The sequence below is a fragment of the Sporosarcina beigongshangi genome (assembly GCF_033485195.1).
GTDB lineage: Bacteria > Bacillota > Bacilli > Bacillales_A > Planococcaceae > Sporosarcina > Sporosarcina beigongshangi.
This window is the reverse complement of the sequence record NZ_JAWLIR010000001.1, coordinates 1-21,464: the sequence shown is the minus strand read 5'-3', so window position 1 is coordinate 21,464 and position 21,464 is coordinate 1. Positions and strand designations below refer to the sequence as shown.

Sequence of the window (21,464 nt, the reverse complement as noted above, 5' to 3'; positions counted from 1 at the left end):
TGAGAGACAAGTGTATATAAGTGAAAGAGAAATTGAAATTAGGTATGCAGAGACAGACCAAATGGGGGTTGTCTATCATGCTAACTATTTAGTATGGATGGAAATTGGGCGCACGAAATTGATTGAGGACCTTGGTTTTACATATGCGGGGCTCGAAGCGGAAGGCTATCTGTCACCTGTAACGGATTTATCTATCCAATATAAGGCGGCCATGAAGTATGGGCATAAGGCAATTATTCGTACATGGGTTGAATCGCATGGCAGATTGCGTACGACATATGGCTATGAAATCCTCCACGCGGACGGCAAGCTTGCCGCAACAGCAACGTCAGAACACGTCGTCGTCAAAAAAGAGAACTTCCGACCCGTTTCACTCCGTAAAATTGCGCCTGAATGGGATGCGAAATACGTAGAAATTTGTCGAGCGGCTGACTGATGGCATTCGGCATTAAACGAAACGAGCTACTTGCATGGAAAAAAGCGGTCGAGAGTGGGCAAGTCGCTTTTCTAACGCATTATTGGGTCGATGATCGATTTCCCGGTTGTAACACGGTAACGAAGGCTGGCTGCGCAAATCTGGACAAGCTAACAGAGTGGGGAAAGCAATACGGCTTAAAGCCAGAGTGGATTGATCTGCGGGACGATTATCCGCATTTCGATTTATTCGGAAAGCATGAACGAGAAATTTTGATCGCAGAAGGCTTGTCGAATCAGCTTGAACGATTTGGTTTACTCAAGAATAAAACTGAGGATTGAACGATAAAAAAGTGTGAGTGCCAAGTGCCTCATGCTTTTTTTACATCCGCGTTTATTCAACATAATCTATCATCCAATTCAGAACATTGGTATGCTAAACTTATAGAAAAGGAAAAATTGGAAGGTGATAAACTGATGACAAACACTTTAGTGCTTCAATCAAAATTAATTCCTCCAGTTCCCACTTCAACATACATGCGTAGATCTTCCTTCATAAAAAAAATGAAAATTTCCGAACAGGCAAAACTAACCTTGTTGCATAGCGGCGCAGGGTATGGGAAAAGTTCTGGCTTATCTGCCTATTATAAAGATACCCGGGCCGTACATTCTTGGTATAGCGTGACTGAAGAGGATGATGACATACTGCCATTCATTACGTATCTGCGATATAGTATCCAACGAATTATTCCAAACTTCGGTCAGTCATTTGATGGTTGGGAAACTCCTTCGATGTACCCGAAAGAAGAAGACCTTAACCGATGGGTTACTTTATTCATTAATGAGCTATGTAAAATTGGTGAACCAATCGTCATAATAATTGACGATTTCCATCTTGTTGATCATGTATTTCACATCAATTACATGATGGAAAAAATCATAGAATTCCTTCCGCCTCATGTCCACTTGATCATTGCAACCCGAATCCGTCCAAAGTGGTCAAACCTTAATAAATTGAAAATGACTGCACAGCTTTGTGAGATAACTGAAGAAGATTTGGTGTTTTCAGAGGAAGAAATAGCCGTCTTTTACGAAGATTATTACAATAAATTATTATCCGATGAAGAAATAAGTAGCATTGTTCGAATAACAGAAGGATGGGCCATTGCGATTAATTTGTTGGCAATGCATATAACGGAAACTGAAATCCTTTCTATAACAGCAATGAAACCTGCATTACATGATTTGTTTTCTTATTTATCGGACGAGGTTTTTAAAAATATGAAGGAGGATCAAAGAAAATGGCTTTTGTCATTCTCCATTTTTCCGGTATTTTCTGAACGACTTGTACACGAATTTTTCGGCATAGAGGCGATTAGAGTACTACAGGAGCTTGCTGGTCGGCATGTTTTTATCCAACCATTGGGAGAAAATGGAGCATACCGTTACCATGCGCTATTTCAACAATTCCTAGAAGAAAAACGAGATACATTGGATGCTAATCGCTTTATAGCTTTACAAAGGAAAGCGGCAGATTACTATAGTTTGGAAAATAATCCAGTCCAGGCTATTTACCATGCTGTTAAAAGTGGAGAGGATTTATTTGTCGCTCAAAAATTAGTAGACATGGGTGCTTCAATAGTGAAATTAGGCCAATTCGACTGGCTACTTGATACGATTCAAGTACTTCCGAATGCATTGCGCGATACCTATTATGCTCTTCATTATTATGAAGGTGAGGCTCATCGCTATCGGGCATTCTATGAAAAAGCAAGGCAGTCCTATACAGCTTGCCTACAATTAGCCATGCTGAATAACGATAGCCATTTTCAAAGCTGTGCAAATGCAGGTATAGCACATATTTATTTGGATACAATACAGCCTGGACTGGCAGAGCCTTATTTACGTGAGGCAATTTTCTACGGTCAAAGAAGTACGGAGACGAGTTTCCGAGATATGGAAAGACTTAAGCGACAATTTGCAGAAAATCTTGTGAATCTCGGAAAAGCTGAAGAAGCAGCAATTTGGGTAGAGAAAGAAAAGCTGGACGAAAGCATTCTTCAAGAAGGAAATCTCGATGCAAGGATTTCTATTCGGACTGGAAAGTTGAAAGAAGCACAAGCAATTCTTATAAAACGGATGACGAACGATTCGACTTTGCCAGATTCTCATAGAGAAACGGATGTGCTACTATCTCTTGTCTATTCAATGACTGGACAAGTTGAACTTGCTAAGGAAAGTGCATCAAGAGGAATTGAACTTGGGGAAAGAGGTAAATCCGGTTTCGTCGAGGCGGTAGGAAGAATTCGAATGGGACACGCAAAAATGATTCAAGATCCCACTGAATTGTATGGACCTGAACAGTACTATAGGCAAGCGATTGGACGAATGGAGGAGCTCAATGTATCGCGGGGGAATGCAGAACCGTATATGGGGTTATCTTTATTGAAGGCGCGGCAAGGATTATTTACGGAAGCGATTCAATTTGGAGAAGCCGGCTTACGGGAGACCGAAAAAGTGAGTGACGGATGGCTTTCGGGACTCATTCGAATTAGCCTTTCAATTGTTCACTTTTATGCTGGGAACTATGAAGAATCAAAGGAGCAATCAATCGTTGCGAATCTCCTTTTTAAAGCATGTGGTGACACGTATGGAGAGTTGGTCACATTATACTGGCTTATGTCAGTATATGATAAAACGGAAGAAAGCGATCGGTTTTTGGAGCAAGCAAAGCTATTTTCCGAATTATGTATACGACACGATTACCTCTTTTTCCTCACGTGTGAAACAATCTTCTCGCCTTTTGATCGGCAGGCGATCTATCCTCTCTTCATTAAAGCGGGAAGTAATAACGATGGGCATGATGAAATCCAACAGATCCTAGACCAATTGAATTTGAAAGACGTCTTGGCACACCCAGGATACAAAGTTGAAGTCTTATTGATGGGGCTGTTTACACTACGTCTTGGACTTGACGAAGTAAATGACCGCAACTGGCAGCGTGACAAGGCAAAGGAGCTTTTTGTCTACTTACTGCTCAATAGGGGAAGATACGTCCCGAAAGAAGAAATCATGAGTAATCTTTGGGAGATATCTGATGAAAAAAGTGCTGACAGGGATTTCAAAGTAGCATTGAATGCATTGTTGAAAGTCTTAGAGCCGCATCGAAGCGCTAGAGAAAATTCATTTTTCATCATTCGTAAACAATCTATGTACCGTTTGAACCCAGATGCGGATATTCGAACAGATTTGGATACTTTCCGGAGATATAAGGAAATAGGTTTGTTGGAACATACTCCACTTGTTGCGGTTGAACATTTATTGAAAGCAGTTGCGCTTTATAAAGGTCCCCTATTTGAAGGGAAATTAACTATCGATTGGCTGTCTGAAGAGCGAGAACAAGTGGAGCAGCAATATATTGATGTCATCGAACGTCTTGCACAAACCTATACACGGCTACGCGAATTTGGGAAGACCGTGTATTGGGCGGAAAAATTGCTGCGCATTGATCAAACATGGGAAGAAGCGTACCGTCTCCTTATGTACGCTCACTTCCAGCTTCAAAATAGGCCACAAGCTGTTAAGTGGTACAACAAGTGTCGAACAGTTTTGAAGGAAGAACTCGCTATTCAACCAATGGAGACGACAGAGCAGATGTATAAGATGATTATGAGTCAATGAGTAAGGGCTATCCTGTACGTCGGTAAAGATGCGACTTGTGGGATAGTCTCTTTTTGTAACTCATTTGTAACTGCCGTCTTGTAGAGTAATAGTCAGCAAGAAAGCGTTTACAAATGGAGAGAGAAAGGGGTTTGTTCATGAAAAAGAAATCATGGTTAGTTTCATTATTCGCCCTTATGTTGGTTTTCAGTTCAGCTTGTAGTAAAGATGGCGGTACAGCAGATTCGACAGACAAACCGGATGACGGAGGCGATAAAGGCGTAGAGGAAGCAGGAACTATTAAAATCGGAGTGCTTGCCTCACTTACGGGAGCACTTGAATCGTATGGCAAACAGACACAGCGCGGCTTTGAGCTCGGGTTAGAGTATGCAACGAATGGCACGATGGAAATAGCGGGTAAGAAAATAGAGGTTGTTTTTGAAGATACAGAAACGAAACCTGAAGTAGCCGTTCAAAAAGCGACGAAACTACTAGAAGAAGATAAAGTAGATTTCCTAGTCGGGTCATCAAGTTCAGGAGACACGCTCGCTGTGTTACCGCTCGCGGAAGAATACGAGAAAATCATGATTGTTGAACCGGCTGTTGCGGACAGTATTACAGGTTCTGAGTTCAATCCATTCATTTTTAGGACGGCTCGTAACTCCTCACAGGATGCGGTGGCTGGTGCTGCTGCCATTGCGAAACCAGGCGTCAAAATTGCAACATTTGCACCGGATTATTCATTTGGTTGGGACGGGGTAGCTGCTTTCAAAAAGGCTGCCGAAGATCTTGGTGCCGAAGTGATTATTGAAGAATTTGCAGATCCAGCAGCAACAGATTTTACATCCAATTTACAAAAAATCGTGGAGGCTAAACCCGATTACATGTTTGTTGTATGGGCAGGTGCAAACTCTCCTTGGAATCAGATTGCTGATTTAAAAATGCAAGAAAAGGGCATCAAAATTTCAACGGGTGCCCCAGATATTGCCGCCCTCTCAATTATGGAACCACTTGTCGGGATGGAAGGGTTTACAGTCTATTATCATACGTTACCGAACAATGAAGTGAATGACTATCTTGTGAAAGAACATAAAGAACGCTTTAATGGCGAAGTGCCTGACTTGTTCACACCTGGTGGAATGTCGGCAGCTATTGCAATTGTAGAGGCGTTAAAAAAATCTGACGGGGACGCAGATGGTAATAAATTAATTGGATTAATGGAAGGGATGTCATTCGAAACGCCAAAAGGGACGATGACTTTCCGTGCGGAAGATCACCAAGCCTTACAAACACTGTATTCTATTAAACTTGAAAAACAAGATGGCGTCGATTATCCGGTTCCTGTCCTTATTCGAGAACTCTCTCCGGATGAAACCGAACCACCGATTATGAACGACAAGTAAGAACAAATGCACTGAGGCGTGTGCATCTGGCGCTCGGAGTCGAGATAAAAAAGACGGGACAGTCCATTTAGAAGGACCTGTCCCTCCCCATTTGATGAAATTCATTTATCAAATGGGGAGGGGCGGAAGAAAGGGGCAAATTGTATGGAGCCGATTTTAAGAACTGAAAACCTGACGATTCGTTTCGGCGGTCATACCGCTGTCGACCATGTGAATTTTGAAATGCCCGCCAATCATTTCAAATCGATCATTGGTCCGAACGGAGCGGGAAAAACAACATTTTTTAACTTGATTAGCGGAGAATTGAAAGCGACAGAAGGCGAGGTCTATTTCAAAGGGGAGCCTTTAGCAAAGTCTTCTGCAGTTTCTAGAACGCGGAAAGGAATCGGCCGTTCATTTCAAATTACAAATGTCTTCCCGAATTTGACGGTGTTGGAAAATGTCCGTCTAGCCGTTCAATCGAAAGAAAAAATTCGCTATCAACTGTTGCGACATTTCAGTAGCTATTCGACATTGACTGAAAAAGCGGAGCAGCTGTTAGAGCTGGTCTTGCTGACTGGAAAAGAAACCGCAATTGCGAGTCAGTTGTCACACGGTGAAAAAAGGAAATTAGAAATTGCCATGCTTCTTGCACTTGATACGGAAGTACTTCTTTTGGATGAGCCAACTGCAGGCATGTCTTTGGAGGAAGTACCGGCGATATTAGATGTCATCCGCCAAATCAAAAATACAGGCGGGAAAACGATTTTATTGATTGAACATAAGATGGATATGATTCTCGACCTTTCTGATTCAATCATGGTACTTTTCAACGGTAGGCTGCTAGCAGATGGAAGCCCGCAGGAAATCATGGATAATGAACAAGTCCAAAATGCGTACTTAGGAGGGCTTTACGATGAAACCCCTATTGAAAGTTGAAGATGTTCATACGTATATCGGGCAGTATCACATTCTCCAAGGTATTTCCTTTGAAGCCCCTGTAGGAGAAGTCAGTGTATTACTCGGCCGAAACGGTGCAGGTAAAACAACGACCTTGAAAACAATCATGGGGCTCACACCTGCATCAGAGGGAAGTGTCATCTTTAATGAGGTTGGGATTACAAAGAAAGCAACTTTTGAAATTGCGAATGCAGGAATTGGTTATGTTCCGGAAGATCAGGGGATTTTCGGGGATTTGACAGTGGAGGAAAATTTGAAAGTCGCGATGAAAAAAGAAGATAATGCTGCTTTAGAAAGACAGGACTATGTTTTGAAACTTTTCCCCGATTTAAAAACGTTTTGGAAAAAGGATGGAGGACATTTGTCAGGTGGCCAAAAACAGATGTTGGCCATGGCAAGGGCATTCGTTAATGACAGTAAACTACTGCTAATCGATGAACCTTCTAAGGGGTTGGCGCCGATCGTTATTGAAAAAGTAATGGAAGCGATTTTGGAAATGAAAAAGAGCACAACAATCGTTCTTGTTGAGCAAAATTTCATGATGGCGAGCCGAATCGGAGATACATATACACTTATTGATGACGGGAAGACAGTCCAGTCGGGTTTGATGAAGGATCTCATCCATAACGAGGAAGTAAAACGAAAGTATTTAGGAATCGGATAAGGGGGCTGCACGATGGAATTACTTATTAACTTAACGGTAAATGGTTTAGCAACGGGCATGCTCATCTTTCTTTTGGCTTCGGGACTGACTCTTATTTTTGGCTTAATGAGCGTGCTCAATTTTGCACACGGTGGCCTGTTTGCGTGGGGTGCATTTTCCGGTGTTTGGTTTTATGGACTTACTGGAAGCTTTTTCATCGGTATTTTAGGTGCGATTGCTACGGGAATCGTTCTTGGCTTCATTACAGAAAAGCTTATTATTACACCCGTTTATGGCAATCATGTCCAGCAAATTCTAATAACACTCGGCTTCATGATTGTTCTTACTGAAATGTTAAAAGTCGTGTGGGGACCGAATCAGATTGCCGCGAAAGTGCCACCTTATTTGGCGGGAAGTTGGGAATTCGGTGATGTCCTCATCATTAAATACCGTTTGTTCATTATCGTGGTCGGCTTCCTTATCTTCGGTGTATTTCAGTTCATATTGAAGAAGACAAAAATCGGACTGATTGTACGTGCGGGCGTTCTCAATAAAGACATGGTGCAAGCACTCGGCATTAACATTAAGCGTGTATTTCTCTTTGTTTTCATGACTGGGGCAGCCCTTGCGGCATTGGGCGGAGTCCTGTTTGCCCCATACTCCGGTGTCATCTACGCGGAGATGGGAATGGAATTTGCGATTTTGGCATTCATTGTCGTCGTCATTGGCGGTATGGGAAGTTTTCCGGGTTCATTGCTTGCGGCTATTCTTGTCGGTCTTGCAGGGAGTTATATGGCGTACTACGTTCCGGCATTATCACTTGCGGTCAATATGATCCTCATGGCGATTGTATTAATATTCCGTCCGCAAGGTCTTTTCACAGCAAAGGGGTGATGGCATGAAGAAGAAATATCAGTGGAATAACCTATTTCTCGGTATCATGGTCATCGCCCTTGTGATGTTCCCATTTGTATCGGAATCACGAACATGGACGATTTTATTGACACAAATTTTCATCTTTTCAATTCTGGCGATGAGTTATGACATCTTACTTGGATATACGGGAATCGTATCGTTCGGTCATGCCATGTTTTTCGGTATGGGTGCTTATACGACAGCTATTATGCTGAAAAACATCGAGCCGACGATGGGTGTCTTCATTCTGTCAATCGTAGCAGGAATGATTATTGCAGGCATAATCAGTTTTTTTATCGGATTACTAACATTGCGGTTGAAAAGTCACTTCTTTGCGATGCTCACTTTGGCTGTTTCTGGATTATTTTTAGTCCTCGCGGAAAAATGGCGAACGCTTACGCATGGCAATGACGGTTTTACGTTCAAAGCACCTGAGTTTTTCAAAGATCGAATGCTGTTTTACTTTGTTGTATTGCTTTGCCTCGTCCTTGTCTATATTTTCTTACGGCGGTTTGTCAATTCTCCATTAGGGAGAGTGCTCGTTGCAGTAAGGGAAAATGAACAGCGGACAAAGTCGCTTGGCTTCAATACATTACATTATAAAGTGATAGCTTCTATCGTTGCAGGTGTCGTTGCAAGTCTTGCAGGATCGTTATATGCAGTTTCACTGCGCTTCGTTAATACGAGTGTTTTGACGATGGATATAACACTCGACGCACTGCTCATGACAATCATCGGTGGGGTTGGAACACTCATAGGCCCGATTATTGGAGCAGGCATCATTGAATTGGCTCAGCATTATTTATCTGGTCTAGCAAAAGACTATCCCATTTTCGAACGATGGATCATCTTCTTTGGGATTATCTATATTTTAGCAGTCATCTTCTTCCCAAGAGGCGTTGTTGGTACAGTGCGTGAAAAACTATGGAAGCGTGCAACTAGCAAATCACAAGCAACGATAAATGATGAGAAGAAGGAGGTGTTGTGATGGCCGTCGGAATTGTCAGTACAGGTGTGTATATTCCGGAAACGGTTATGACTGCGGAAGAAATTGCAGCACAATCTGGATTACCCGTCGATGTTGTGAAAACAAAAATGGGCATCACTCAAAAACCGATCCCGGGTACAAATGATCATACGGTGGCGATGGGAGTGTGGGCTGCTCAAGAAGCATTGCGAAAAGGGAACGTCGATCCGAAAAAAATAGATCTGATCATCTATATCGGAGAAGAACATAAGGAATATCCATTATGGACCGCTGCTATCAAAATTCAAGAAGAAATCGGTGCTTATCATGCATGGGGCTTTGATATCGCACAACGCTGCGGAACGACAATACTGGCAATGAGGGTTGCGAAAAGTATGATGGAGTCAGATTCTTCTATAGAAACTGTTCTGCTCGCTGGGGGCTATCGAAATAGCGATTTTATCGACTATACAAACGAACGTACGCGCTTCATGTTTAACTTAGGGGCAGGTGGTGCGGCAATGATCTTGAAACGAAATCATCCGGAAAACATTATTTTGGAATCGGATATTGTGACAGATGGCTCTTTTTCAGAAGATGTTGTGGTTCCAATTGGTGGAACGAAAAGCCCTTTGACACCAGAAGACTTACAACAAGGTCTCTATCGTCTTGATGTACTCGATCCGGTTGGGATGAAAACGCGCCTGGAACAGAAGTCGATGCAAAATTTCTTGAAAGTCATTCGAACTTCACTCGAAAAAAGTGGGGTTTCAGAACAACAAATTGACTACTTAGCCATTTTGCATATGAAAAAATCTGCACATGACTTTGTCTTACAAGAACTTGGCCTTTATGAGGATCAATCGATCTACTTACACGAATATGGTCATATCGGGCAAATCGATCAAATTCTGTCGTTGGAGCTTGCTGAGAAGGAAGGGAAGTTGACGGACGGAAATATTGCAGTCCTCGTTAGTGCGGGAATCGGCTATGCTTGGGGAGCAGTGACCGTTAAATGGGGAAAACATTGAAGGGGGAGAAATACTGATGAATCTTCAAAAAGTACGCTTACCTAGTGAGGAACAAATTGCCTATCGTGAAAGAACAGGCGGCGAAAAAACAGTCATACTTGTACATGGTAATATGACATCGTCGAAACATTGGGATTTGCTCTTAGATGTGCTGGATACGAAGTATAAAGTGTATGCCCCAGATTTACGTGGTTTCGGAGAATCATCGTACCACAACCGTGTAACAAGCATCAAAGATTTTTCAGACGACTTAAAAGATTTTGTTGATTCACTTGGATTGAAAGATTTCTATTTGATTGGTTGGTCGACTGGAGGTGCCGTCTGCATGCAGTTTGAAGCGGATTATCCCGGCTATTGTGAAAAGCTTATTCTACTTGCTTCAGCCTCAACGCGTGGTTATCCTTTTTTTGGCACAAAGGAGGACGGCTCGCCGGACTTGCAACATCGTCTGGTCACAATTGAGGAAGTTGAACAGGATGCGGGGAAAACATTGGTCATCCAAGGCATGTACGATACGCGCAATCGAGAAGGTTTGAAAGCAGTTTGGAATGCGGTCATTTATACACATAACAAGCCAGACGATAAAAAATATGAACAGTATGTCGATGATATGCTGACACAACGAAACTATGCAGATGTCATTCATTCCTTGAACCTATTTAATATAAGTGACCAACATAACGGTATAAATGAAGGCACAAACCAAGCGAAAGATATTACCATCCCCGTGCTCATTTTGCGAGGGGATCGGGACTATGTTGTAACGGAGCAAATGACCCTTGAGATTGAAGAGGATCTTGGGGATAATGCAACGTCAATCCGATTATTGGATGCAGGTCATTCTCCATTGGTCGATGATTTGGAACAACTAAAAAAAGCAATCGAAAATTTTCTTCAGGGGTGATGATATGCGATTAGCAGGAAAAACGACAATTATAACAGGCGGTGCAAATGGTATTGGTCTCGCGGCATGTGAACGATTTGCAGAAGAGGGCGCACGCGTAATCATGGCCGATTTTGATGAAACAGCCGGGAGAGAGCAGCAAGCAATATTTACGGACAAAGAACTAGATGTCACTTTTGTGCAAGTCGACGTCGTAGATCGTACGAGTGTGACACAGTTAGTCGAAAAAACGCTAAAACTCTTCGGCAAGATTGATATTTTGATTAATAATGCCGGTATTACAAAAGATGCAACGCTACTCAACATGGATCTAGCTGATTTTCAACGTGTTCTCGATGTTAATTTAACGGGTGTTTTCAACTGTACGCAAGCGGTTGTCCCACATATGCTGACAAACGGATCTGGGAAAATCATTAATACGTCTTCAGTGAGTGGTGTATACGGTAACTTTGGACAGACAAATTATGCTGCTACAAAGGCAGCAATCGTTGGAATGACAAAAACATGGGCGAAAGAATTTGGACGAAAGGGCATCAATGTCAACGCCGTTGCGCCAGGCTTCACCGCAACAGCAATGGTCAGTAAAATGCCAGAAAAAGTTCTTAATCAAATGAAAGCCGTTGTTTCCTTGCAACGACTTGGAGAACCGCGTGATATTGCAAATGCTTATTTGTTTTTGGCAAGTGGAGAATCTGATTATATTCATGGTCACGTTTTGCATGTCGATGGCGGAATCATGATGTAACTAACGAAGGGGCGAAGTCATATGTTCACAGAACGTGGTTGGATCATGAAAAGAGCCGCTCTTTCTTCGAATCGGACTGCACTTATTGATGTCCATTCTGGAGAAAGTTGGACGTACGCCACACTTCAAAAAAGAATTATTGGTTGGGTCTCTTTTTTTAATCGAAATGGTTATAAAAAAGGTGAACGAATTGCAATCGTTGCACCGAATAGTCCGGAACTATTCGCCATCCTGTTTGCGTGTGAAATGACAGGCTTGCTATATGTCCCCCTAAACTGGCGGCTTAGCCGCTTTGAGCTTGTCACGCTTCTAGAAGATTGCCGTCCTGTTACCCTTTTGTTTCATGAACAGTTTAAATCGGTGATTGATGAACTAAATTATCCGAATTCCGTTGCACTTCATCCAATTGACACCCTAGACAATCAAGATTTTCAGATGGAGCAGATGATAGGCGAAGATCCATGGATGATTATTTATACGGGCGGGACTACAGGCGTACCAAAAGGGGCCGTCCTATCAGCCAATGCGGTAAATTGGAATGCAATAAACACAATTGTTAGCTGGGGATTAACGGAAGAGGACAAAACAATCAATTATATGCCCCTTTTCCACACAGGTGGCATGAATGCATTAAGCATCCCTCTCCTCATGGCTGGTGGTACGGTCATCATCGGAAGTTCATTTGATGGTGTGGAAGCATTGATGGCAACGGATCAGTACGGAGCGACCATTTCACTTTTCGTCCCAACAATGTATCAGTTGATGATCAAAACTGCTTATTTCAAACAATCGACTTTTTCTTCAATGAAAGTTTTTTTGTCTGGTGGTGCTCCCTGTCCAAAGGCAATTTATCATTCATTTCATCAAAAAGGGTTAAAATTCAAAGAAGGTTATGGTCTGACAGAAGCTGGCCCAAATAACTTCTACATAACGAACGAGGAAGCTTGTCGGAAAATAGGTTCTGTTGGTAAAAGCATGCTATTCAATTCTGTGAAAGTATTAAATGAAAAAATGAAGCCTTGTCGTGTAGATGAAGTCGGAGAATTATTTATAAAAGGACCTCATGTTTTTAGTGATTACTGGCAAAATCCGTTAGAGACGGTACATGCGCTAGTCGACGGATGGTTACGTACAGGAGACCTTGCCAAATACGACAGTGAAGGCGATTACTATATTGTCGGAAGAAAAAAAGACCTGATAATTTCAGGGGGTGAAAACGTATATCCGCAGGAAGTCGAACAATGCCTTGTTCTATTCGAAGGAATCGATGAGGCCGCCGTCGTCGGTGTAAAGGATGATGTCTGGGGTGAAGTCATCGCTGCATTTATAATCATGGCAGAGGGGTATGTCATCGATGACGATGCAATTGCTGAGCATTGCAAAAAGTTTTTAGGATCCTATAAAGTCCCTAAAACAATAATCGTGTTAGCAGAACTACCTAAAACACACGTCGGTAAGATTGACAAAAAAGCGCTTCAAGGGATGATTAACCATTAAAAAAGCGTGGGGCATTGTGCCTTCACGCTTTTTTATATGAGTAAATGAGTTCATCTAATTTGGGATCTACGTTAACATGCAGGTCGTGCTCTAAGAAATACCATTCATCTCGACGCTCAATATAGTATTGAACACCATCGTGTTCTGTTTGGACAGCAGCTTCATCTGGGGATTCCATCCTGACGCCGAGTGAAAATCCATCATGTAGTGGACTCGCACCGCCATATCTAGCAAAAAATTTGATGCTATCACCAGATTCGGCCGCCATTTCTGCTTTAAACCAGCTTAATGCTTCAGCTGATAAGACAATTTTCATTCCCGCACCAACCTTTCGATTACTGCCTCTATTGTATTACAATCCCTTCACTTTTGGCTCGGTTCCTGCCTTGATGCGGGCGATATTGGCTCGATGACGATAGAAGATGAAGATGGCGAACGAGCCAATCATGATCAGTAGCGTGAAATCATCAGTTCTTACATAATGAAAGATACTGTAGAGCACACCAACAGTAGCTACAGCCATCGACGAGAGTGATACCATCTTCGTTATTTTCAAAAGGATAAGAAACGTGATGAAAAGTAGGACAAAGACGAACCAATTATAGCCTAGCAGCACGCCGCCTGAGGTTGCTACCGCTTTGCCACCCTTGAAATGGGCAAAGATAGGATACATATGGCCAATGACGGCAATAATACCTGGAATGAGTGGGTGAACGTTTGTCTGCTCGAAAAGAGGCAAGGCCACTAACCAAACAGCTGCTGTTCCTTTTAAAATATCAAGTAGCGTTACAGCAATACCTGCTTTTTTACCTAAAATACGAAATGTATTCGTCGCACCTAAATTTCCACTGCCATGCTGGCGGATGTCCATCTTGTAAAACAGTTGCCCCACCCACAGTGCTGACGGGATGGATCCGAGTAAATAGGCAATGAGTAACAGTAAGATAGTGTTCATTCTATACCCCTTTTATATAGTTCTATAGTAATTCTAGTTTAGCAGAATCATGTAGTCTCCACAATGGCTTCCGTGAGAGAAACATCCCCCAAAGTAAAAGGATAGCGAGCGAATTAATATAAATTAGGTGTGAACATCTGGTTGAAATAGCCATCATTTAACTAATCATCATTGCAATAAATCTTCTTCTTCTATACAATTAATTGAGCAAGCTTCAGGGAACGTTGATTTGACAACCTTCTAGGGAAGCAGTACGATTACATAAAAGAGAACATTCGTTTGATGGAGGTCGTAATTTGACGAAACAACAGGAAATATTTAACTACGATGATGATTCGATTCATGTACTAGAAGGTCTTGACGCAGTTCGTAAACGCCCCGGCATGTACATAGGATCTACCGATTCCCGTGGACTGCATCACTTAGTCTATGAAATCGTTGATAATGCAGTGGATGAAGCGTTAGCAGGGTTTGGTTCTGAAGTGGACGTTACCCTTCATACAGACGGTAGTGTCAGTGTTCGAGACTACGGACGCGGGATGCCAACGGGGATTCATGCGACAGGGAAGCCAACTGTAGAAGTTATTTTAACCGTCCTCCATGCAGGCGGAAAATTTGGTCAAGGTGGTTATAAAACGAGTGGTGGACTTCACGGTGTTGGAGCATCTGTTGTCAACGCATTGTCAGAATGGCTGGAAGTAACCATTTTCCGTGACGGTAAAAAGTTTTGTCAACGTTTTGAACATGGCGGTAAACCTGTCACAACGCTTGAACAGATTGGCACAACACGTGATAAAGGGACGCTCATCCATTTCAAACCAGATCCGTCTATCTTTTCTACGTTAAAATATCAATATGAAACATTAAGTGAGCGTTTACGCGAGTCTGCTTTCTTGTTAAAAGGGCTAAAGATTGAGCTCAAAGAAGAAGGCACGGACAAGCACGACGTTTTTCATTATGAAACTGGAATTGAAGCCTTTATCTCTTACCTGAATGAAGAGAAGGATGTGTTGCATCCTGTTGCTTACTTAGACGGAGAATCAGACGGCATTGAAGTCGAATTCGCGTTCCAATTCAGTGATGGCTATTCAGAAACTATTTTGTCGTTCGTCAATAATGTAAGAACAAAAGACGGTGGAACACATGAAACAGGTGCCAAAACCGCTATGACACGCGTTTTTAATGAGTATGCAAGAAAAACGGGTTTATTGAAAGAAAAGGATAAAAACCTAGAAGGCTCGGATATCCGTGAAGGTATTTCGGCAATCGTATCTGTTCGGATTCCAGAGGAGATTTTGCAATTTGAAGGACAGACGAAAGGCAAGCTTGGAACAAGTGAAGCACGCGGGATCACAGACTCCATCGTATCCCAGAAGCTGCTTTATTTCCTTGAAGAAAATGCCGATTTGAGTGCGTCACTCGTTCGTAAAGCTATTCGGGCGCAACAAGCACGCGAGGCGGCGCGTAAAGCACGTGAGGATGCACGTTCTGGGAAGAAGCGGAAACGTTCGGATACGCTACTGTCGGGTAAATTAACACCCGCACAATCGAGAAATGCTGCGAAAAATGAACTGTACCTTGTCGAAGGAGACTCTGCCGGGGGATCTGCGAAGCAGGGCCGGGATCGTGTATTCCAGGCAATTCTGCCGTTACGAGGGAAAGTACTTAATACGGAAAAAGCAAAGCTTGAAGATATACTGAAAAATGAAGAAATCAATATGATTATTCATGCCATCGGGGGCGGCGTAGGCTCTGACTTCCAGGTAGAAGATATTGCCTATGACAAAGTCATTATCATGACGGATGCCGATACGGATGGGGCGCATATACAAGTGTTGCTACTGACATTCTTCTATCGCTATATGAAGCCGCTTATTGAAGCAGGCAAAGTATACATTGCATTACCACCTCTCTACAAGGTATTTAAAGGGGCAGGTAAGAGTGAAAAGCTCGCTTATGCATGGACAGAAGCTGATCTTGATGAGGCGATGAAAAAAATTGGTAAAGGCTATATGCTCCAGCGCTATAAAGGGCTTGGGGAGATGAATGCCGATCAGTTATGGGACACGACGATGAATCCCGAAACACGCACGCTTATCCGTGTAACGATTGAAGATAACGCAATATCTGAACGTCGTGTAACGACGTTGATGGGCGATAAAGTAGAACCAAGACGACGTTGGATTGAAGAGAACGTCGACTTCGGCATGCAGGAAGAGCATAATATTTTGGACAATGAATTTTTACACGTCGAGGGGGACTTTGAATGACTTTAGAAGAACGTTACCAGGATCTGCCCTTGGAAGAAGTGATTGGTGACCGGTTTGGACGCTATAGTAAATATATCATTCAGGACCGGGCATTACCGGACGCACGGGACGGGTTGAAGCCTGTTCAGCGACGGATTATGTACGCGATGTTCCACGAAGGAAATACGCATGAAAAAGCATTTCGTAAATCTGCTAAAACGGTCGGTAACGTAATCGGTAACTATCATCCACACGGAGATTCGTCCGTTTATGAAGCGATGGTCAGGATGAGTCAAGACTGGAAGCTGCGTCATATGATGATTGAAATGCACGGTAACAACGGTTCTGTCGATGGTGACTCCGCTGCTGCTATGCGTTATACTGAAGCACGTTTATCCGCAATTGCGGGCGAAATGATGCGGGACCTCACTAAAAACACAGTCGATTTCATCCCCAATTTCGATGATACCGAACCAGAACCGACTGTGTTACCAGCTCGTTTTCCAAACTTGCTCGTCAACGGCTCAACGGGTATTTCAGCCGGTTATGCAACGGATATTCCGCCACATGCACTACATGAAACTTTAGATGCTGTGCTAATGCGCATGGCTAATCCGGACGTTTCTGTTGATGAACTCATGACGGTCATTAAAGGACCCGATTTCCCAACTGGGGGAATCATCCAAGGGACAGACGGTATTAAAACAGCATACGAAACGGGCAAAGGACGTTTCATCATCCGTGCAAAAACTGCGATTGAACCGTTAAAAGGTGGTAAGTCGCAAATTGTTGTGACGGAAATTCCATATGACGTCAATAAGGCTAATATGGTTAAGAAAATGGACGAGCTCCGTCTAGATCGCAAATTGGATGGTATCGCAGATGTGCGAGATGAATCTGATCGCACAGGACTTCGTATCGTTATTGAACTGAAAAAAGACATTGACGGCAATGGTATTTTACAATACTTATTGAAAAACACGGACTTACAAGTGACGTATAACTTCAATATGATTGCTATTTCTGACCGTAGACCAAAGCTGATGTCATTACCGATGTTGCTAGACGCCTATATCGGGCATCAGAAGGACGTTGTGACACGTAGATCACAGTACGACATTCAAAAAGCGCAAGACCGTTTACATATCGTTGAGGGGCTTATGAAGGCTCTGTCCATTTTGGATGAAGTTATCAAAACCATTCGTGGATCAAAAGATAAACGTGATGCGAAAAATAATTTGATTGCCAAGTTTTCATTTTCCGAAATTCAGGCAGAAGCGATTGTTTCTCTTCAACTTTACAGATTAACAAATACAGATATTACTGAATTACAGCAAGAGGATGCAGAGCTTCGCAAGTTGATTGACCAGCTGGATGCAATCTTGAAGAGCGACAAAAAACTTTCTGCTGTTATTCAAAAAGAGCTTATTGCGATTCGCAAGCAATTCGCAGAGCCACGTCGTTCGGTCATTGAGGAAAAAATCGAAGATATCAAGGTCGACCTCGATATTCTCGTACCGAGTGAAGAAGTGATGGTCTCTGTTACAAAAGACGGCTATGTTAAACGTACAAGTATCCGTTCTTATGGCGCTTCAAATGGGACGGGCTATGAGATGAAGGAATCCGATTATAGCTTGTTGGAAGCGCCGATGAACACACGACATCATCTGTTATTGTTCACATCGGCAGGGAACTATCTCTATCAGCCTGTTCATGAATTGCCGGATATTAAGTGGAAAGATCTTGGTCAGCATATTTCTAGCATCATTGCACTAGAACAGAATGAATCGATTATTGCAGCCATTGGACTGGAAAGCTTTGATGATGATGCGTTCATATTGACTTCATCAAAAAATGGGGCAGTTAAACTATCAAAATTGGTAGACTATCAGGTTCAGCGTTATTCTAGAACATTCAAAACAATGGGCATTAAAGAAGGCGACCAAATGGTAGATGCGCGTCTTGTTACAGGGGCAGAGGATGTTATTCTGTTCACACATCAGGCTTATGCACTCCGTTTCCCTCTTACTGAGCTGTCCGTTACGGGTATTCGTACAGCAGGTGTTCGCGGTATTAATTTGAAAGACCAAGACTACGTAGTAGCGATGGAACTCGCACAAGATGACGGATCTTCCATCTTACTAGCGACACAGCGCGGAACTGTGAAACGAATGGGCTTAAAAGAGCTAGATAGCGCAGCGCGTGCGCAACGTGGCGTCGTTGTCCTGAAAGAATTAAAATCAAATCCTTACCGAGTTGTTGGAGCTAAAATGGTGACGACCGATGAGATTGTTGTATTGGTAACGGATAAGGGCAGTAAATTTACTGTCGTTGCAGGTTCATTACGTCCGGTCGATCGCTACTCTAATGGTAGTACGACAACGGATGAGAAAAAAGATGGTAATATTACGCACATTTATAAAGATCCAAAAGCTACTATTGGATAAGGATACTAGACAAGTCACGGGTGCAAAATTCCCGTGACTTTTTTTCTAGACTGACTTATAATAGTTCGATAAGCGAAATAATAGATCGGGGATAGAATCATGTGGAGAAATCGTAACATTTGGATCATTTTAGTGGGGGAAATGATCGCAGGATTGGGGTTATGGACTGGTATTATTGGTAATCTTGAATTTATGCAAGAAAAAATTCCTTCTGATTTTGTAAAAGCGCTTATTATGTCAGTTGGACTCCTTGCGGGAATCATAGCAGGGCCGCTTGCGGGGAAAATCATTGATCAATCAAAGAAGAAAACCGTACTTCTTATATCAGGAACGGGGCGTATGCTTAGTGTTATCTTCATGCTAATTGCCATTGCAACCGGATCGGTATGGTGGATGGTTGCGTTCATGATTAGTATACAATTATCTGCAACATTTTATTTTCCTGCCTTACAAGCAACCATTCCACTCGTTGTAAAAGACGATGATCTATTAACGATGAATGGCTGGCATATGAATGTAGCAACGATTTCGCGCGTTATCGGAACTGCTCTTGCTGGTATCTTACTCGTTTATTGGTCGTTGGCATCTCTTTATTGGATTTCAATGGTCGCCTATGGTGCACTTCTATTCTTCACGATGATGTTGCGTATCGATGAAGAAGTGGGAAGAGAGGCTAAGGTGAAAACAGTGGGAAGCAAAGGGGGATTCATGGAAGTGTTTCCCGTGTTGAAAGCATATCCAGCCGTTGGTATGACGCTCATCATGACGCTTATTCCGTTGCTTTTTATCGGTTCCTTCAACTTGATAGTCATCAATCTTAGTGAAATCCAGGATTCCGCATCAATCAAAGGGCTAATTTATACGTTTGAAGGAATTGCATTCATGCTTGGGACAGTGGTCGTGAAATCTATCTCAACGAAATGGAAAACAACGACCATTCTGTTTACTTTTGCAAGTATGGTGGCGGTAGCAGAATTCATGCTATTTTTTACGGAAAGCCTGGCAATCACGCTAAGTGCATTTGCCGTACTAGGATTTGCGCTTGGTTGTTTTTTTCCGACAGCAATGGTTATATTCCAGAAACAGATGCCCAAAGAGTTCCACGGTCGATTTTTCTCGTTCCGCAATATGTTAGAGCGGGTTATGTTCCAGGTCGTTTTATTGTCCGCGGGTGCATTGCTCGATATTATCGGACTTCAGTCGATGGTCATCGTGTTCGGATTGATCAGTTTAAGTATGACAGCATTGTTCTTCATTCAGATGAAGAAAAGAAACATTATATTGGAACAACCGAAAAACACCGCAGAAAGTATTTAACTTTTCTGCGGTGTTTTTCGGTATAAAAGAAAAAACGAACCTCATTTTGGAAGTTCGTTGGTGTTTAATCTATTGAAATTAAAGTACTGAGCAGTAGCTGTTCAAGTAAATCTTCACATGTCACTGCTCGAATCACGGCTTGCATGTACTGATCGCGATCCATTTTGTCGTATGTCCATAAGAATCCTTTCTGTTTTGCAAGGGATTGTAAGAAAATGCGGATTGTACGGCCGTTGCCTTCGCGAAATGGATGCAGCATATTCAGTTCCGATTTGAAATAAGCCAATCTTTTGGCTGCATACTCAAGAGAGTCCCAAGTGGGTTCGTTGTTTAGCAAAGTAAATAAATCAGAAGCGTATTCATCCATGAATTGCACTTGGCAAAAGCGTGTGCCACCTTTCATCAATTGGACATCTCGGAATTGCCCTGCGAACGCGTAGATATCTTGGAAAAGGTGGTGGTGAAGCCCAACAAAATCAGTAAGCGAAAAAGCAGTAATGTTGTATACTCTTTGCTCAATTTGTGTTGCACGCATTGAAAACGTAAATGCTTCAGCCTGCTCATGCTCAGCAAAATCAGTTATACTTAACAGATTTGTCTTTAAAAGATAATTTTCATTTTCAGATTCATTGTACTTTGCCATTCGCTAAAGCTTCCTTAATCAAAGCTGGTGTTATAGTGATCCCCGAATTGACGATATCGAGAGCCTTTTGTTGTAGTGAATGACTTAAACCTAAATTTTCAAGCTGCATGTTTTTTAATACACGGTTAAATTCAGGAGAATTTAATTGAATTTGCTTCATATAAACGACTCCTCTCTATAACTAAGTATAAGCTGAATGGGAGGATTTATCCACTTAATCGTGTGAAATTCAACTTTTTAAATCATCTAACATATTCACAGTATTGCTTCAACTCGAAGTGGGTTTGATGAATAGAATTGTTTCTTCGTTATCCAGAAAGCATAGATGTGCAGAAAGGTCTTTGGCTATAGGTGCGATTGTGGGTGCGAAATATTCCTAACCCAAATGAAATGTGGTCATGCAATCTCATTTGGGTTAGGCAGTTAAAACTGAAGGGGTATATCAACGCTAGCACGTTGTTGGTAAAAAACTGTGCGTGTGATAAGTTCGGCTAATAGGTGCAATAATTTGCCGTAACAGTTTTGTTGTAAAAGGACACCAACAAAGTGATTTTTCACCACTGAACGGCAAGATGTATACCAGTAAATGAGGGGGGATTGCCATTTAACATCTTCTGGATCAATAAAGTTGTAGGGGTGTAAATATTTAGAATTACAAGTGTTAAACTTGTTGTAATAATTTGATTGAATTATTATAAGTACGGTCTTCAACAATTGGATCTATGTCAATATCCT

19 protein-coding genes are annotated in these 21,464 nt (G+C 42.3%); 15 read left to right on the top strand and 4 right to left on the bottom strand.

The window, feature by feature from the left end:
• The first annotated feature begins 10 nt into the window (after positions 1 to 10).
• The 12 genes from R2B77_RS00095 (at position 11) to R2B77_RS00040 (ending at position 13,118) form a co-directional block, all read left to right on the top strand.
• Positions 11 to 436, top strand: a complete 426-nt coding sequence (locus tag R2B77_RS00095) for an acyl-CoA thioesterase (RefSeq protein WP_203248797.1) — start codon at positions 11 to 13, stop codon at positions 434 to 436.
• Positions 436 to 756, top strand: coding sequence for a hypothetical protein (locus tag R2B77_RS00090; protein WP_203248798.1), 321 nt, complete (start codon positions 436 to 438; stop codon positions 754 to 756). Before R2B77_RS00095 ends, R2B77_RS00090 begins: the two co-directional genes overlap by 1 nt.
• A 135-nt stretch (positions 757 to 891) precedes the next feature.
• Positions 892 to 4,095, top strand: a complete 3,204-nt coding sequence (locus R2B77_RS00085) for a BTAD domain-containing putative transcriptional regulator (RefSeq protein ID WP_203248799.1) — start codon at positions 892 to 894, stop codon at positions 4,093 to 4,095.
• Between the two features lie 137 nt (positions 4,096 to 4,232).
• Positions 4,233 to 5,477, top strand: a complete 1,245-nt coding sequence (locus R2B77_RS00080; protein ID WP_203248800.1) for a substrate-binding domain-containing protein — start codon at positions 4,233 to 4,235, stop codon at positions 5,475 to 5,477.
• Between the two features lie 144 nt (positions 5,478 to 5,621).
• Positions 5,622 to 6,395 (top strand): ABC transporter ATP-binding protein, encoded by a 774-nt coding sequence (locus R2B77_RS00075; protein WP_203248817.1) that lies wholly within the window; start codon positions 5,622 to 5,624, stop codon positions 6,393 to 6,395.
• Positions 6,373 to 7,080, top strand: coding sequence for an ABC transporter ATP-binding protein (locus tag R2B77_RS00070; RefSeq protein ID WP_203248801.1), 708 nt, complete (start codon positions 6,373 to 6,375; stop codon positions 7,078 to 7,080). Before R2B77_RS00075 ends, R2B77_RS00070 begins: the two co-directional genes overlap by 23 nt.
• Positions 7,081 to 7,092: 12 nt before the next feature.
• The gene (locus R2B77_RS00065; protein ID WP_203248802.1) at positions 7,093 to 7,953 is read left to right on the top strand and encodes a branched-chain amino acid ABC transporter permease; all 861 of its coding nucleotides are present in this window, start codon (positions 7,093 to 7,095) and stop codon (positions 7,951 to 7,953) included.
• 4 nt (positions 7,954 to 7,957) lie between these two features.
• Complete coding sequence (locus tag R2B77_RS00060) at positions 7,958 to 8,962, top strand: branched-chain amino acid ABC transporter permease (RefSeq protein WP_203248803.1); 1,005 nt, start codon at positions 7,958 to 7,960, stop codon at positions 8,960 to 8,962.
• A complete protein-coding gene (locus tag R2B77_RS00055) occupies positions 8,962 to 9,972 on the top strand; it encodes a 3-oxoacyl-ACP synthase (protein ID WP_203248804.1) in 1,011 nt (336 codons plus the stop codon). Before R2B77_RS00060 ends, R2B77_RS00055 begins: the two co-directional genes overlap by 1 nt.
• Positions 9,973 to 9,988: 16 nt before the next feature.
• Positions 9,989 to 10,876, top strand: a complete 888-nt coding sequence (gene phaZ, locus R2B77_RS00050; protein WP_203248805.1) for an intracellular short-chain-length polyhydroxyalkanoate depolymerase — start codon at positions 9,989 to 9,991, stop codon at positions 10,874 to 10,876.
• Between the two features lie 4 nt (positions 10,877 to 10,880).
• A complete protein-coding gene (locus R2B77_RS00045; protein ID WP_203248806.1) occupies positions 10,881 to 11,621 on the top strand; it encodes a glucose 1-dehydrogenase in 741 nt (246 codons plus the stop codon).
• A 21-nt stretch (positions 11,622 to 11,642) separates the two neighbouring features.
• Positions 11,643 to 13,118, top strand: coding sequence for an AMP-binding protein (locus R2B77_RS00040; RefSeq protein ID WP_203248807.1), 1,476 nt, complete (start codon positions 11,643 to 11,645; stop codon positions 13,116 to 13,118).
• Between the two features lie 22 nt (positions 13,119 to 13,140).
• Here the strand turns inward: R2B77_RS00040 and R2B77_RS00035 are convergent, their stop codons facing one another.
• Both R2B77_RS00035 and plsY read right to left on the bottom strand, forming a co-directional pair.
• Positions 13,141 to 13,434: a HesB/YadR/YfhF family protein gene (locus tag R2B77_RS00035; protein ID WP_203248808.1), complete on the bottom strand. Its 294-nt coding sequence runs from the start codon at positions 13,432 to 13,434 to the stop codon at positions 13,141 to 13,143.
• A gap of 36 nt (positions 13,435 to 13,470) precedes the next feature.
• Positions 13,471 to 14,073, bottom strand: a complete 603-nt coding sequence (gene plsY, locus R2B77_RS00030) for a glycerol-3-phosphate 1-O-acyltransferase PlsY (RefSeq protein WP_203248809.1) — start codon at positions 14,071 to 14,073, stop codon at positions 13,471 to 13,473.
• Positions 14,074 to 14,369: 296 nt separating this feature from the next.
• On the opposite strand from plsY, the gene parE reads away from it, so the two are divergent.
• The 3 genes from parE to R2B77_RS00015 all read left to right on the top strand — a co-directional run bounded on the left by parE (position 14,370) and on the right by R2B77_RS00015 (position 20,086).
• Positions 14,370 to 16,343, top strand: coding sequence for a DNA topoisomerase IV subunit B (parE, locus tag R2B77_RS00025; protein ID WP_203248810.1), 1,974 nt, complete (start codon positions 14,370 to 14,372; stop codon positions 16,341 to 16,343).
• A complete protein-coding gene (gene parC, locus R2B77_RS00020; protein WP_203248811.1) occupies positions 16,340 to 18,769 on the top strand; it encodes a DNA topoisomerase IV subunit A in 2,430 nt (809 codons plus the stop codon). The genes parE and parC overlap by 4 nt, the downstream gene beginning before the upstream one ends.
• Before the next feature lie 99 nt (positions 18,770 to 18,868).
• The gene (locus R2B77_RS00015; RefSeq protein WP_203248812.1) at positions 18,869 to 20,086 is read left to right on the top strand and encodes an MFS transporter; all 1,218 of its coding nucleotides are present in this window, start codon (positions 18,869 to 18,871) and stop codon (positions 20,084 to 20,086) included.
• Between the two features lie 64 nt (positions 20,087 to 20,150).
• Here R2B77_RS00015 and R2B77_RS00010 read toward each other — a convergent pair whose 3' ends face one another.
• On the bottom strand, positions 20,151 to 20,729 hold the full coding sequence (locus tag R2B77_RS00010; RefSeq protein ID WP_203248813.1) for a Fic/DOC family protein: 579 nt from the start codon (positions 20,727 to 20,729) through the stop codon (positions 20,151 to 20,153).
• Positions 20,713 to 20,889, bottom strand: coding sequence for a hypothetical protein (locus R2B77_RS00005; RefSeq protein ID WP_203248814.1), 177 nt, complete (start codon positions 20,887 to 20,889; stop codon positions 20,713 to 20,715). The genes R2B77_RS00010 and R2B77_RS00005 overlap by 17 nt, the downstream gene beginning before the upstream one ends.
• Positions 20,890 to 21,464 lie beyond the last annotated feature (575 nt).